This is a genomic window from Romboutsia sp. 1001713B170131_170501_G6 (assembly GCF_015668195.1).
GTDB lineage: Bacteria > Bacillota > Clostridia > Peptostreptococcales > Peptostreptococcaceae > Romboutsia_C.
Window position 1 is genome coordinate 1 of sequence record NZ_JADPFC010000001.1, and the last position, 15604, is coordinate 15604.

General features: G+C 26.3%; 8 protein-coding genes, 1 tRNA gene and 2 rRNA genes. All 11 read left to right on the forward strand.

Annotated features, from left to right (window positions below; translation table 11 throughout):
* Positions 1–79, forward strand: a 23S ribosomal RNA gene (locus I4U89_RS00005); the annotation flags it as partial.
* Positions 80–206: 127 nt separating this feature from the next.
* Positions 207–280: transfer RNA gene (locus I4U89_RS00010), tRNA-Gly, on the forward strand.
* A gap of 11 nt (positions 281–291) precedes the next feature.
* A 5S ribosomal RNA gene (gene rrf, locus I4U89_RS00015) occupies positions 292–408 on the forward strand.
* Positions 409–489: 81 nt separating this feature from the next.
* Positions 490–945 (forward strand): hypothetical protein, encoded by a 456-nt coding sequence (locus I4U89_RS00020; protein WP_195937663.1) that lies wholly within the window; start codon positions 490–492, stop codon positions 943–945.
* A gap of 159 nt (positions 946–1104) precedes the next feature.
* Positions 1105–2997 (forward strand): hypothetical protein, encoded by a 1893-nt coding sequence (locus I4U89_RS00025; protein ID WP_195937664.1) that lies wholly within the window; start codon positions 1105–1107, stop codon positions 2995–2997.
* A complete protein-coding gene (locus tag I4U89_RS00030; protein WP_195937665.1) occupies positions 2990–5212 on the forward strand; it encodes an ATP-dependent helicase in 2223 nt (740 codons plus the stop codon). The genes I4U89_RS00025 and I4U89_RS00030 overlap by 8 nt, the downstream gene beginning before the upstream one ends.
* Positions 5205–5984 (forward strand): PD-(D/E)XK nuclease family protein, encoded by a 780-nt coding sequence (locus tag I4U89_RS00035; protein ID WP_195937666.1) that lies wholly within the window; start codon positions 5205–5207, stop codon positions 5982–5984. The genes I4U89_RS00030 and I4U89_RS00035 overlap by 8 nt, the downstream gene beginning before the upstream one ends.
* A complete protein-coding gene (gene addB / locus I4U89_RS00040; RefSeq protein WP_195937667.1) occupies positions 5974–9426 on the forward strand; it encodes a helicase-exonuclease AddAB subunit AddB in 3453 nt (1150 codons plus the stop codon). The genes I4U89_RS00035 and addB overlap by 11 nt, the downstream gene beginning before the upstream one ends.
* Positions 9426–13181, forward strand: a complete 3756-nt coding sequence (gene addA / locus I4U89_RS00045; protein WP_195937668.1) for a helicase-exonuclease AddAB subunit AddA — start codon at positions 9426–9428, stop codon at positions 13179–13181. The genes addB and addA overlap by 1 nt, the downstream gene beginning before the upstream one ends.
* A 294-nt stretch (positions 13182–13475) precedes the next feature.
* On the forward strand, positions 13476–14606 hold the full coding sequence (gene alr / locus I4U89_RS00050; protein ID WP_195937669.1) for an alanine racemase: 1131 nt from the start codon (positions 13476–13478) through the stop codon (positions 14604–14606).
* An 11-nt stretch (positions 14607–14617) separates the two neighbouring features.
* Positions 14618–15547, forward strand: coding sequence for a S66 peptidase family protein (locus I4U89_RS00055; protein ID WP_195937670.1), 930 nt, complete (start codon positions 14618–14620; stop codon positions 15545–15547).
* Positions 15548–15604: the final 57 nt, after the last annotated feature.

The following is a 15604-nucleotide window of genomic DNA, read 5'->3' on the forward strand; positions in this document are numbered from 1 at the left end:
TACCTGGTTGATAGGTCGAAGGTGTAAGTGCAGTAATGTATTTAGCTTATCGATACTAATAGGTCGAGGACTTGACCAAAATAAACCTAAAGGTTTATATCGCCAATCAAATCATTATTAAATAGTAATAAGGTAGATTTCGGTTGCTAAAAATGATAAAACATTAAATGGTATACAGTTTTGAAAGTACTAATAAAACTAAATATGCGGGTGTAGCTCAATGGTAGAGTTCCGGCCTTCCAAGCCGGCTGTGAGGGTTCGATCCCCTTCACCCGCTCCAAATAAAGATTATGTGGTTATTATAGCAAAGAGGATACACCTGTTCCCATACCGAACACAGAAGTTAAGCTCTTTAGCGCTGATGGTACTTGGGGGGCGACCTCCTGGGAGAGTAAGACGTAGCCACGTAATCTTTTTTATTGCATTTGAAATTATTCACATTTTAACTTAATTTTATATATAATAAAATAAAGTATATGAGGTGAGTATGTGAAAAATGCATTTGACCTGGGAGAAAAACTATTTTTTAATACTTTAATTATATGTATAATATCATTTATATACTCTAAGATAATTGAGGTTGAATCGAGTAACTTAATCATAGAAATTTTATTTGCATTATTCTTTTTTCTTATAAACTTTTATTATGGATATAAATATAGCTTGAAACTTAAAGAATCTTTAATAGTGGGATTAATGGGAGCAGGTTTAGGAATTTTCTTATCATTTTTTTCTTTATGTGCATATTTTTTAATAGAAAATAGTAAGAGTTCTATATCGTTTTCAGTATTATACTTATCTCCAATTCAGTTAATTTCTAATTATTTGAGTGGATATAATAGTATAGTAAATATATTTACAATTATAACTATAAATATATTTTTAGTTGTGATTGGTGGACAATTAAGAAATATTACAAATAAATTTTTAAATAATTTTAAATAGATTATATCTTAAAAAATAAAATAAGCGGCCATTTGGCTGCTTATTTTATTTTAGGATAAAAAAATAGTATGTAGCTTTAAGTAAACATTTTAATGGAGGAATTAAAAATCTCTAATATGATATAATTAAAATACAAAATAGTTTAAAGAAAGGGTTTATATGAGGTACATATATAGAAATTTAGAGAATAATGATAAAGAGAATAAAATAGTTAGTTTATATAATGTAATATTAGAAAAATGTAAAAATAAATCTTCAAAAATAATGATTCTAGTTCCTAATAATCTAACTAAATTAAAATATGAGAAGAAGATTAATATAGATTATTGTGAAAAACTAAATATAACATCATATATTAATTTTATTAAAGGAGAGCTTATAAAATTTTGGCCAATAGTGTTAGAAAATAATAATGAGATAAAAGAACATTACATAAGACCTAAATTTATAAATAATACTTTGACAGACTATATAATAGGGGAAAAGGTAAAAAGTAAAAGAGAACAAGAAGGATATTTTGAAGATATTATAAGTACTAATAAATCTATAACTTCAAGTATAAGTACTAATATAAATAAGGCTACATTAAGTAAATTAGAATTTGAGAACATAGGAGAAAAGATTTATTTGTCTAAGAAAAATAAAGATAGTATAAATAAATTTTCTTATAGTGAAATGAACGAAATAATAATGGGTTACACTAGTATGCTATTAAATAAAGGTATGTTAGATAATTCATTGAGTATATATGTATATAATAAATATCTTTTAAAAAATGATTTATACAAAGAATATTTAAGAAAAGAAATAAAATATTTAATTGTAGAAAGTTTAGAAAGTGTATCTATAGCAGAAATCGAGTTTATAAAAGAGATACAAGAAAATGCTATAGATTCATATACATTTTTTAATGAAAAAAGGGATTTTTCAGTTTTCAATAATATAGATATTAAGTTTATAGAAAGATATATAGAAAATGAATATGAAGAAGAAAAGTATCACCAAAAAGAAGAGGTCTCTATAGATGATATATGCTCTTTACCGGTAAGTGTTGAACTAAATGAATCTAGTCAGTTATATAGCGAGATGATAGAAGTAGTTTTAAAGAAAATTAAAGAATTAATACTATCAGGAGTAAAAGCACAAGATATAGCTATAATTTCCCCTATAAACAATACAATACTAGACTTTCAAATGACTAATAAATTGAAAATTAATAACATTGATATATTTAGCACTAAAAAAGATAAAAAATTAATAGATTATCCTTATGCAAATGCACTTATAGTGGCTCTTAGTATTTTTAATAGTAGTCAAGATTCCATAAGAGAAGAAGACTATATGAATTTTATAGAAACTATATTAGATGTCAATAAGATACAAGCATTAAAAATATATAAAAATAAATATGAAGAAGAAAAATTTAAAGAAATATTAAATTATATAGAAGAGAAAAGGAATGAGAAACTTAAAATAGGTGAGTTTCTAATTAAGTTTTATATAGATAAAATGCTAAATCTTAAGTTTGGAAAAGAAAATATTCATATTTGTAAAAAGATAATATATGAATGTGAGAGCTTTACAGAAAACATAGAGTTATTGAATATAAATGAAGATAAAGAAAAGTTATTTATAAAGGCGCTTAAAACTACGATAAATGACTATTATCAATCTTCAGAATTAGAAGATTTGAGTAATATAGATAAAGTATTATTAACTACTCCATATACATATATATCATCAATAGTAAATAGACCAATACATATATGGCTAGATGTAGGTAGCAATGGGTGGAATATGAAGATAGAAAAGGATATAAGTAATTTGATAGTTCTTAGAAAATCTTTTGAAGAAGGTAGAATATATACAGATAAAATGGAAGAAGATTATAAGAAATATTATTTATACAATACTATATATAATTTACTAATTAATACTAAAAAAGTATATGCATATAAAAGTGAATACACAGTAAATGGGTATATACAGGAAAGTATATTATATAGCATACTACTTAAGATGTTAGATAAGGGGGAAAACTCTTATGAATAATATAAATTATAGACAAGATCAATTACCAATAATAGCCTATGAAGGTGGAACTATGGCAGTACCAGCAGTACCAGGAGCTGGTAAAACTTTTATAGTTACCAATTTAGTAGCAAAGCTATTAAGTGAAAAAAAACATGATAAATCTAAAATACTAATATTAACTTATATGAATAGTGCAGTAAATAACTTCAAAGGAAGAATAAAAACAATATTAAAAGAGAATGACATAAAAGAAGAAAATTCTTATGAAGTTATGACAATACATAGTTTAGCTGTAAAAATAATAAAGGAAAAACCAGAAGTAGTTATGCTAAGTGAAGAATTTAACATAGCAGATGATTTACAAAAAACTATAATACTAAATGAATGCATAAATAATTTTAAGATAAATGGTGGGGAAAGAGCATTTAGATGGTTCCTAAAAGAGCAAAAGGATGATAAATGGAATGATATAATGCTTGAAGCTTGGGAGAGAGGATTTTTTGACTTAGTAGTAAATGCAATAAGTGACTTAAAATATAAGGAATTATCACCACAAGAGCTAGAGGGGATATTATCTAATGGGCATAGAGGGATATTAAAGCTAATACTTCCTATATATAAAGAATATGATAAAAAGTTAAAACAAAATGGCCTACTTGATTATGATGATATATTAGTTCTTGCATATAAAGCATTAAATTTTGATGAGAATTTAAGAATAAAATTTCAAAATAGATATAAGTACATATTTGAAGATGAGTGCCAAGATTCCAATGAGATACAAGGTAAAATTATAAAAATGATATGTAGAGAAAATGAAAATTTAGTAAGAGTTGGAGATATAAACCAGAGTATAACAGGTACATTTTCATCATCAGATCCTAAATTCTTTAAGGAGTTTATATGTCAAGCAGATAGTTGCTATAGAATGGACATGTCTAATAGAAGTTCAAAGGATATATTAGATTTAGCAAATAAACTAGTAAAGTATGTAACAAAGGAATTTAGACAAGAAGAATGTAGAGAAGCTTTAGAAGATATGGAAATAAAAACTGTTCCAAGTGGTATGGGATATAAAGAGAACCCTAAGCCAGATATATACAGTATAAATGTTAAAAAATATGAGACTTGGAATGATGAGTTGATAAAAACCGTAGCATATACAAAGGGAATAAAAAGAAAATATCCAGATAAAAGCATAGGAATATTAGTGCCTTTTAATGACCACATAACACAAATTGCGAAGATTTTAATCGATGAAAATATGGAGTTTGAAGAGTTAGGACCTAATTCTATAAATAAAAGAAAAATTATAAACAAACTGTCATATATAATAGACTTTATAATAAATTGCGATGATATAAATAAACTAATAAATACATTAGATAAAGTATTTGTAAAAACAGATAATGAAAAAGGGAAGGAAGATTTACTAAATGTATTAAAAAAATATAGCACAGAAGAGATAATATACAATGAAGAGATAACAAATAATATAATAATAGATACAAATACAGAGTTATACCAAACATTTATACAAGGAATAAATACTCTTAAAAATATATTAGAATATCCTATAACAAGATTAGATATACTTTTATTATTTATAGGGGATGAACTTAATTTAGAGAAAGAAGATAGAGCAATAATAGATTATCTGGCATTTTATATAAAATTTTTAAGTTCAGATAATCCAGATATAAATTTAATAGATGTATATAACCTTTTAATAGATAGTAAAAATAAGGTATTTAATCATATAATAGAAGTGGTATATGAAATGAATGGATATGAACCACAACCAGGAAGCATAACTATCTGTAACTATCATAAATCAAAAGGTCTAGAATGGGATTGCGTTTTTATGCTAGGACTAACAGAGTTTAATTTCCCTGATAATACAAATCAGAAGTTTCAAAGTGATAAATGGTATTTAAAGGATAAATACAAAAATCCAGTAGCTATTGTAAAAAGCGAAATTGAATGTATATTAAATGGTGATATACCTACTAATTATATATATAAAAGCAAAATAGATTTAATAAATGAAAAGATAAGATTATTATATGTTGGGATAACTAGAGCTAAAGAAATGCTAGTATTATCATCAAGCCTTTACAAAGGCAAAAGCGATATAGGAAAAAGAAATAAAGAGCAAAAACCTTCTTTATATATAAATGAACTTGAAAAGTATATAAATATGAGAAAGAAGGAGGTAAATAAAAATGAATAGTTGTTTAAAAAGTTTTAGATACAGTCAAAATTCTATAAATACATATAAATCATGTCCATTAAAATTTAAGTACAAGTATATTAATAAAATAAATTGGAAGTACGATGATATAGAACATAGAGAGTACTACGAAAGTTTAAAAACAGGTACAGATTTTCACCTATTATGTGAAAGATATTTTAGTAATATACCTTTAGGGATAAATTCTAGTACCAATATAAATTTTCAAAGATGGATGGATAAAGTAAAAAAACTAGTTCCAATTAAAGAGGAATATTTATATTTACCAGAGTATGAAGTAATGCTTAATTTAGAGGGGAATATAATACAAGCTAAATATGATTTAGTAATAATCAAAGATGATAAAATTGAAATATGGGATTGGAAAACAGAAAATAAAAAATTTAACTATAAAAATGTAGAAAGCAGAATACAAACTATTGTATATATGCTTTTAGCAAAAGAAGTAATTCCTAAACTATTAGATAAAGATATAGACGCGCAAAATATAAGTATGAAATACTATCAACCAGAGTTTGATGATAATTGCGTATCTATATCTTATGATAATGAAAAACATAAACAAAATAAAAATAAGGTGTTATCGTATATAGATGATATAAAAAACACCAATTATAATAAAGAAGATAAAGAATATAAATATGAGTTAGTAAAAAACAAAAAACACTGTAAATACTGCGAGTTTAATAAATTATGCAACAATGAAGAGATAGACAGAGGTGTTTTTGAGGAGGACATTTATGAGTGTTAAATTTGTATTAGGTAGAGGAGGAAGTGGTAAATCCACCTATATACTAGATGAAATAAAAAATAGAGTTAAAGATAATGAAACAACACCTGTAATACTTTTAGTTCCAGAACAATATACATTTGAAATGGAAAAAAGAATGAGTAAGCTCTTTTTAGGAGAAGAAAAAGACAAGTTTTTAAGGTCTAGGGTATTAAGTTTTAAAACTATGAGTAGCATAGTTTTTTCTTACGTTGGAGGATTAACTGATGTTAATATAAATTCCAGTGGAAATGCTATGATGACTTATAAAGCAATAGAAAGTGTAAGTAAAGAATTAAATATATTTTCTAAATCATCATCTCAATCAGGATTTGTAAGTTCTATAAGTGAGATAATATCTGAGTTAAAACAGTATAACATAAGTTATGAGATGTTAGAAAATATATCTGGCGAAGTAGAAAGTGAAACTTTAAGTTTAAAATTAAAAGACATAAGTAGGATATATAAAGAATTCGAAGAAAAATTACATGAAAATTATATAGACACTCAAGACATGCTAAAATCACTAGCAGAAAAATTACCAATATGTGATTATTTTAAGGATGCATATGTTTATATAGATGAATTTACTGGATTTACTCCAAATCAATATAGAGTATTAAGTAGTTTATTTAAGCAAGCTAAGGAAGTATGTATATCTTTAACAGTAGATAACCCAGGCAATATTTCATACAATAAAACAGATGCTTTTTCTAGAACAAAGTTTACATATCAAAAGCTAATAAAATTATGTAATGAAGAGGGAGTAAAGTTACTTCCTGATATAAAACTAAATGGTGATATTATACCAAGACTCAAAAATAGTAAAGAGCTTCAGCACTTAGAAAAATATTATAATTCATATCCATATAAAGTGTATGAAGAATGTACTAATAATATAAAAATAAAAGAATTTAGCAACTTATACTCTGAAGTTGAAGAAATAGCAAAAGAAATAGTGCATTTAGTTAGAGATAAAGGGGTTCGATATAGAGATATAACCATAGCTACAAGAGACTTAAACAAATATGATTTCTTAGTAAGCTCTGTATTTAATGAATATAAAATACCTAATTTTATAGATAAAAAAAGAGAAGCTAAAACAAATCCAATAATAGTACTTATAATATCTATATTAGAAATGAAAAGTAAAAGATATAATTATGAGACTATGTTTAGATATTTAAAAAGTGGACTTGTAGGAATATCTAATGAAGAGATTAGTATGTTAGAAAATTATGTATTAGCAAATGGCATAAAAGGTAAAAAGTGGTTTGAAGATAAGTGGGAGTATAGAATAAACCACAATATTTCTTCGGAAGAAAAAGAAGAGGAAATAGAAATACGAGAAAAGGTTAATGAAATAAAGGAAAGAGTCTTGACTCCAATAATACATCTACAAGAGAAATTAAAAGGTAAGAATAGTGCAAAGGATATATGTAAGTATATATATGAGTTCTTGTTAGAAATAAATATGCCAACAACGATAGAAACTCTAATAATGAAATTTAAAGATAAAGGAGAATTAGATATAGCTAATCAATATTCTCAGGTTTGGAATATAGTTGTAGATATATTTGACCAAATTATTGAGATAATGGGAGATGAAAAAATATCCTTAGATAAATTTATAAGATTAATAAGTCTAGGATTTGATGAATATGAACTTGGACTAGTTCCTCCAAGTATAGATCAAGTACTTGTAAGTAGTGTGGATAAAATGAAAAATCCAAATACGAAGTATTTATATCTAATAGGAACAACAGATGGAACATTCCCACTAATAGCAAAGGATAATGGGCTTTTAAATGATAGTGACAGAGAAAACTTAGGGCAAAAAGGTGTAGAAGTTGATATAGATAGTAAAACTAAAACATTTGAAGAGCAATTTTTAGTTTATAAAGCACTTACATCAAGTAGCCAAAATCTAATAGTTACCTATCCTATAGCAGATCATGAAGGAAAAACTATAAGACCATCAGTAATAGTATCAAGGCTTAAAAAGCTATTTCCTAATGTAGATAGTAAAAGTTATCTACTAGAGGAAGAAGCTAAAACAGATGAAGATATTTTAAATAGAATAACTGTAAAATCACCAACTTTTAATGAACTTATAAAGGAAATAAAAGAGTTTGATGATGGAAAAGAGATAAATAATTTATGGTTAGATGTATATAGATACTATGCAAGTGATATTGAATATAAAAATATAACAAATAAAGTTATAAGTGGACTTACATATACTAATCAAGTTCAAAAAGTAGAAGAAGAAAAAATAAGAACACTATATGATAAAAATTTAAGCGTGTCTAGATTAGAAAAATATGCTGAATGTCCGTTTGCTTACTTTATACAGTATGGTCTTAAGGCTAAAGAAAGAAAAGAATATTCTTTTACAGCACCAGACCTAGGGAACTTTATACATAAAATACTAGATAATTTTTCTAAACAGTTGGTAAAAGATAATCTACATTGGGCAGATATAGATATAAATTATATAACAGAAAAAGTGGAAAAAATAGTTGAAGAAATAGTAGGTAAGATACCTGGATACATACTAGAAAGTTCTCAAAGATATAAGTATCTTACTCTTAGATTACAAAATATGATTATATCGGCTATAAGTATAATAAGTGAACAAATAAAAATTGGTTCATTTGAGCCTACAGACTATGAAGTAAACTTTGGAACTAAAGGTAAGTATCCACCTATAAAAATAGTTTTACAAAATGGAGAAGAAATAAAACTAAGAGGACAAATAGATAGAATAGATGAATTTGAGAATGAAGAGGGTAAATATATAAGAATAGTTGATTATAAATCTGGTAAAAAAGATTTAAGCTTAACAGATGTATATTATGGACTTCAATTGCAATTACTAGTTTACTTAGATGCAATACTAGAAAGTGGAAAATCTAAAGGACAAAATATAAATCCAGCAGCGATTCTTTATTCAAGAATAGATGATCCAATAGCCAAGTTTGATGAAGATAAAGAAGAAGACACCATAAGAGAAGAAATACTTAAAGAATTAAAGATGCAAGGTTTACTTATAAAAGATTCTAACATAATTAAAGAAATGGATAAAACACTAGCAAGTGGAGAAAGAACAACATCTTTAGTTATACCTGCAAACTTTAATAAGGACGGTACATTAGGTAGATACACAAAAGGTGTTACTAATGAAGAATTTGAAGTTATTAGAAATTATGTAAAAGGCTTGATAAAAGATTTATGTGAGGATATGTTAAGTGGAAATATAAGTATATCTCCATATAAAAATAAAGATAAAAACTCTTGTATATACTGTAATTACTCAGCAATTTGTCAGTTTGATACAACATTAAAAGATAACAAATATAAAATAATAAACAAAAAGAGTAATGATGAGATAATAAACATAATGAGAGGGGGAGTTAAGTAATGAGTTCTCCTAAATGGACAAAAGAACAACAAGCAGTTATAGATAGTAGAGATTGTAATTTACTAGTAGCAGCGGCAGCAGGTTCGGGAAAAACTGCCGTACTAGTTGAACGTATAATTCAAATGATAACTGACAAAGAAAATCCTATAGATATAGATAAGTTATTAGTAGTTACTTTTACTAATGCAGCTGCATCTGAGATGAGAGAAAGAATTGGTGATGCAATAGGTAAGGCATTAGATAAAGACCCAGAAAATAAGCATTTACAAAATCAGTTAATACTTTTAAATAAAGCTAGCATAACAACAATACATTCCTTCTGTTTAGAAGTAATAAAATCTAACTTCCATAAAATAAACTTAGATCCGAATTTTAGAATAGGCGATACAACAGAGTGTGCACTATTAAAGCAAGAATCAATAGAGGAAGTATTTGAACAACTTTATATAGATAGAGATGAAGGATTTTTAAATTTAGTAGAAAGTTATGCAGAAAGAAGAGGAGATAATAATCTTCAAAATATAATACTAGGTGTATATAACTTTGCTATGGCATCACCAGACCCTAAAGAGTGGTTAGAGTTTTCAGCAGAACAATTTAATATAGATGATGAATTTGATTTCTCGACATCTATATGGGCAAAGGCTATATTAGACACAGTCAAGATAGAGATAAGTGGTATGGAAACTAGTATGAAAAAAGCTTTAGAAGAGTTAGAAGGTATCGTTGAGCTAGAAACATACACAGAAAAATTTAAAACAGATTACAATAGTATAAAAAGAATATTAGATGCTTGTAACTTATCATGGGATGAAGCTTATAGTAATATATCAACTATTAAATTTGAAAACTATGTAAAAGGTGTAAAGAGACTTGGAAAAGATACTCCAAGTTACATAAAAGATATAAAAAGTAAGGCTGATGATATAAGAAAGAAAGTTAAAAAGTCAGTAGAAAGCATTAAAGATTCAACTTTTAATAGAGAAAAAGAAGACATAAATTATGAGATAAAGTACATTTATAAAGTGGCAAAATCTATATCAGATATAGTCATGCTATTTGAAGATGCATATGACAATAAAAAAAGAGAAAAAGGTATAATAGACTTTAATGATATAGAACATTTTGCATTAAATATATTAGTTCAAAAAGATGATGAAGGTAAAAATATTCCTTCAGATATAGCACTTTCTTATAGAGAAAAGTTTTATGAAATATTTATAGATGAATATCAAGATAGTAATTTTGTTCAAGAGGTACTTCTTTCAAATATAGCAAAAATTAAAACGCCAAATAGATTTATGGTTGGAGATGTAAAGCAAAGTATATATAGATTTAGACAAGCGAAACCAGAAATATTCTTACAAAAGTATGCTGACTATGATACAGAAAAAGGTTCACTATATAGAAAAATAATGCTTTATAAAAACTTTAGAAGTAGAGAAGAAGTCGTAGATAGCGCAAATTATATATTTGAGAATGTAATGAGCGAAAATATAGGTGAAATAAATTATACAGAAGAAGAGCGATTAAACTTAGGTGCTATATTTAAAGAAAATACTAATGAAGATGCAGTAGTAGGAGGTCCTACAGAAATACATTTAATGGAGAAAGCATCTAAAAAGGATGACTCTGAATCTAAGGAAAATGAAAATACAGAAGAAGAGGAAGAAATAGATAACATACAACTTGAAGCTAGAATGGTTGGAAATATAATAAAAGATTTAATGTCACCAAATGAAGATGGAAAAACTCAAATGGTTTATGACAAAAAGCTAGATGACTATAGGCCTGTACAGTTTAAAGATATAGTTATCTTACTAAGAGCTACATCGGCTTGGGCTCCAGTATTTGCAGATGAACTTATGAATATGGATATACCAACTTATGCAGATATAGGAGTAGGGTACTTTGACACTATAGAAATAAAAACTATAATGAGTTTACTTCAAATTATAGATAATCCTATGCAAGATATACCTCTGCTTGCAGTGTTAAAATCACCTATATGTGGATTTACACCAGAAGAACTTATAGATATAAGAGTAGAAGAACATAATAAAAGTTTTTATGAAGCTTTAGAGGAATATAGTAATCATGAGGATGAAAAAGGATTAAAGTGTATTGAATTTATAGAAAAATTAAAAGACTATAAGGAAAAATCCTTATATATGAGTACAGACGAATTTTTATGGTATCTGTATACCAACACAGGATATTATGCATATGTAGGTGCTTTACCTGGAGGATCTCAAAGACAAGCAAACTTAAAAATATTATTTGAAATGGCAAAGCAATTTGAAGAAACAAGTTTTAAAGGTATATTTAGCTTTATAAATTTTGTAGCTAAGCTTAAAAAGTCAAATACTGATATGGGAAGTGCCAAAACTCTTGGAGAAAATGCAGATGTTGTAAGAATAATGAGTATACATAAAAGCAAAGGGCTAGAGTTCCCTGTAGTAATATGTTCTGGTATGGGTAAAAATTTCAATACTCAAGATTTTAAAAATGATATATTATATCATCATGAACTAGGATATGGGCCTCAAATAGTAGATTATGAAAGAAAAATATCTTACCCAAGTATAGCTAAAGAGGCATTGAAAAGTAAAATTAATGTAGAAAATTTATCTGAGGAAATGAGGGTACTTTACGTAGCATTTACAAGACCTAAAGAAAAGCTAATAATAACAGGTTCAACGAGAAACATTGAGAAATCTTTACAAACATGGGCAAATGGAGTAGAGGGAAATAAACCAATATCACAGTATAAGGTACTAAAAGGTAAAAGTTACTTAGATTGGATAATGCCATCGGTATTAAAGCATAAAGATTTAGAAGAATTAAGAGACTTTGCTAATATAGATATAGAATATATAGAAAATCATAATTCAAAATGGGTACCTAAGATATGGTATAAAGAAGATGTTACTTTAACTCAAAGTGAAGAAGAGGAAGAAAAGGGCATAAGAGAGATAATAGACAGTCTAGATATAGAAAATCCTGATACAGATTATTTTAGTATAATAAAGGAAAAATTAGATTTTAAATATCCATATGAAGCATGTGTAACAAAACCTGCGAGTATATCTGTAACTGAAATCAAAAAAATACAAAATGCTCATGAAGAAGATTTTTCTCAAGAAGTATTTAATAATCAAATAATTCTTAAAAAACCTATGTTTATGCAAGAAGAAGAGACGATAGAAAAGATTACTGGAGCGGAAAGAGGTACTATAGTTCACTTAGTAATGCAGATATTAGATTTTGATAAAATTCATACTATAGATGATATAAAAGAGCAAATAAATGGATTTATTAAAAAAGGAATAATAACTGAAAAGCAATCTAGTGTAGTTAATCCATTTAAGATATATAAGTTCTTTAAATCTAATTTAGGACAAAGGATGCTAAAATCACCATTTGTAAAAAGAGAACAAGCTATATATGCTCAAATAAAGCTTAAAGATGTATATATATATGAAGACTTAATAAGTGAAGAAAATATGCAAAAATATGATGATGAAAGTATAATGCTAAGAGGTATAATTGATGCATACTTTGAAGAAGATGATAAGATTGTTATAGTCGATTATAAAACTGATTTTGTAAATGATGAAAATAGAAATGAAGTAGTAAGTAGATACAAAAAACAATTGGATTTATATTCTGAAGTGATAGAAAAATTAACAGGAAAAGATGTCAAAGAGAGGTATATATATCTATTCGGAATAGATGAAGGTGTTAGTATATAGATAAAAACTTAATATAAATAAACTTAAATATAGAAAATGAAGGTACTAAGCTAAGTATCTTCATTTTTTATATACAAGGAATTTATATTAAGCATAAAACTATTGATAATTCATGTAAATAAGATAGGTAAATAGGTTTAAAAATGTAAAAAATTACATTTTGAGCAACTGACAAAGTCGTTGGCGACATGAGCGAAGCGAATTTTTTATATATTTAGAACTAGTGATAATAAAAGAATAATTAACATAGTATGAAAATAAGCGAGTGAAATTTTAACACAAGGAAGTGATACTTTGAGCTTGTTAAGACCAACTTATGTACAGGTAAATCTAGATAATATAAAACATAATCTTCAAGAAATAAAAAAATATACCAGAAATAGTACTAAAATAGGCGCAGTATTAAAGTCAAATGCATATGGGCATGGTTCTATAGAAATAGCTAAATTTTTATGTAGAGAAGGTATTGATTACTTATGTGTAGCGACACTTAGTGAGGCTCTAGAACTTAGAAGAGAAAACATTAAATCTCCTATTTTAGTTATGGGATATATTCCAAATGAACATATAGAATTAGCAGTTGAAAATAATATAACTATAACTGTAATTAAAGAAGAACAAGGAAAAATTATAAACAATATATGTAGTAAATTAAATAAAATAGGAAAAGTTCATATAAAGTTAGATACAGGATTTAATAGATTAGGGCTTAAGGTAAATCAAAATACATTCCAAGAAATATATAGTTTATTATTTTTAAAGAACTTATATATTGAGGGTATTTTTTCACATCTAGCACTTAGAGATGAAAAATCAGATTATGCTCAATTTAATATATTCAAAAAGACTATAAATGAATTAGAAAAAATTAAGACGATACCTATAAAACATATTTGTGATAGTATAGGTTTTGTTTCATATAAAGATTTTCATATGGATATGGTAAGGATAGGCGCAAGTATATATGGATACAACAATAGAGAATCTTCCTTACAGCTAAAACCTGCTATAACATTCAAGTCGAAGATAATTCAAGTCAAAGAGGTAAGAGGTGGTGAAGCTATAGGGTATGATTATTCATATATAGCAAATAAAAATATTAAAATAGGAATTATACCTTGTGGATATGGAGATGGGATACCAAGAAGTTTATCAAATAAAGGATATGTAGATATAAATAATAAAAGATGTAATATAATAGGTAAAATATGTATGGATCATCTTGTGATAGACATTAGTTGTTTAGATAAATGTGATTACAATGAAGATGTAGTATTTTATGGAGAAAATGGCCCTACACTTTTAGAGATAGCAAATTTGATAGATACAAATAGAAATGAATTATTAAGCTTAATATCTAGAAGGGTAGATAGAGTATATATTGAGGATGAAGAAATTAAAAAAATTTTAAATTATATATACTAAGGGGGGAAATTATGATATTTCCAGAAAGGCTAAAAACAGGGGATACAATTGGAATTATAGCACCAGCAAGTCCATCTAAGTCTAAAACAAAAAAATTACTAACTTATGAATTAGAAAAAATAGAGCAAGAATTGAATAATCTAGGGTATAAAGTTAAATTTGGAAAGACTTGTCATTTAAGGTATAAGGGGTATTTAGCAGGAGAAGATGAGTTTAGAATTAAAGATATAGAGAATATGTTTTTAGATAGAGATGTAAAGGCTATACTTTGTCTAAGAGGTGGATATGGAACACTTAGAATAATTGATAAAATAAACTACAACATTATAAAAGAGAATCCTAAGGTATTTATAGGGTATTCTGATATAACAGCACTTCATATAGCCTTTAATCAAATAGCAAACTTAGTTACCTACCATGGAATTATGGGATTAAATTTTTTACATTATGATAAATATACTTTTGATTCTTTTTCAAATATATTATCAATGGAAGAGGAACTTATTATAAAAAATCCAGAAGATGAAGAATTATATACTTTAGTAGAAGGAAAAGTTAGTGGGATTACAGTAGGAGGTAACTTATCTGTATTAGTTAGTACCCTTGGAACAAGATATGAAATCGATACAAAAAATAAAATATTATTTATTGAAGAAATAGGAGAAAATATATATAAGATAGATAGAATGCTTACACAATTAGAGCTTAGCAATAAGTTAAGTGATTGTTGCGGAATAATATTTGGGGACTTTAAAAAATGTAGAAAAGATAATGAAGATGATTATGATTTATATGAATTATTATATGAAAAGATTAAAAAATATAATAAGCCATGCTTATGTAATCTAAAAGTAGGTCATTGCACACCATCAAATAGTATTTTACTAGGGGGAAATTGTTACTTAGATGCTACGAATAAATTTATAAAATTTATAAGATAATAATATCTATTAAATAAATAACATAAAAGGAAGATGTTTAGACATCTTCCTTTTATG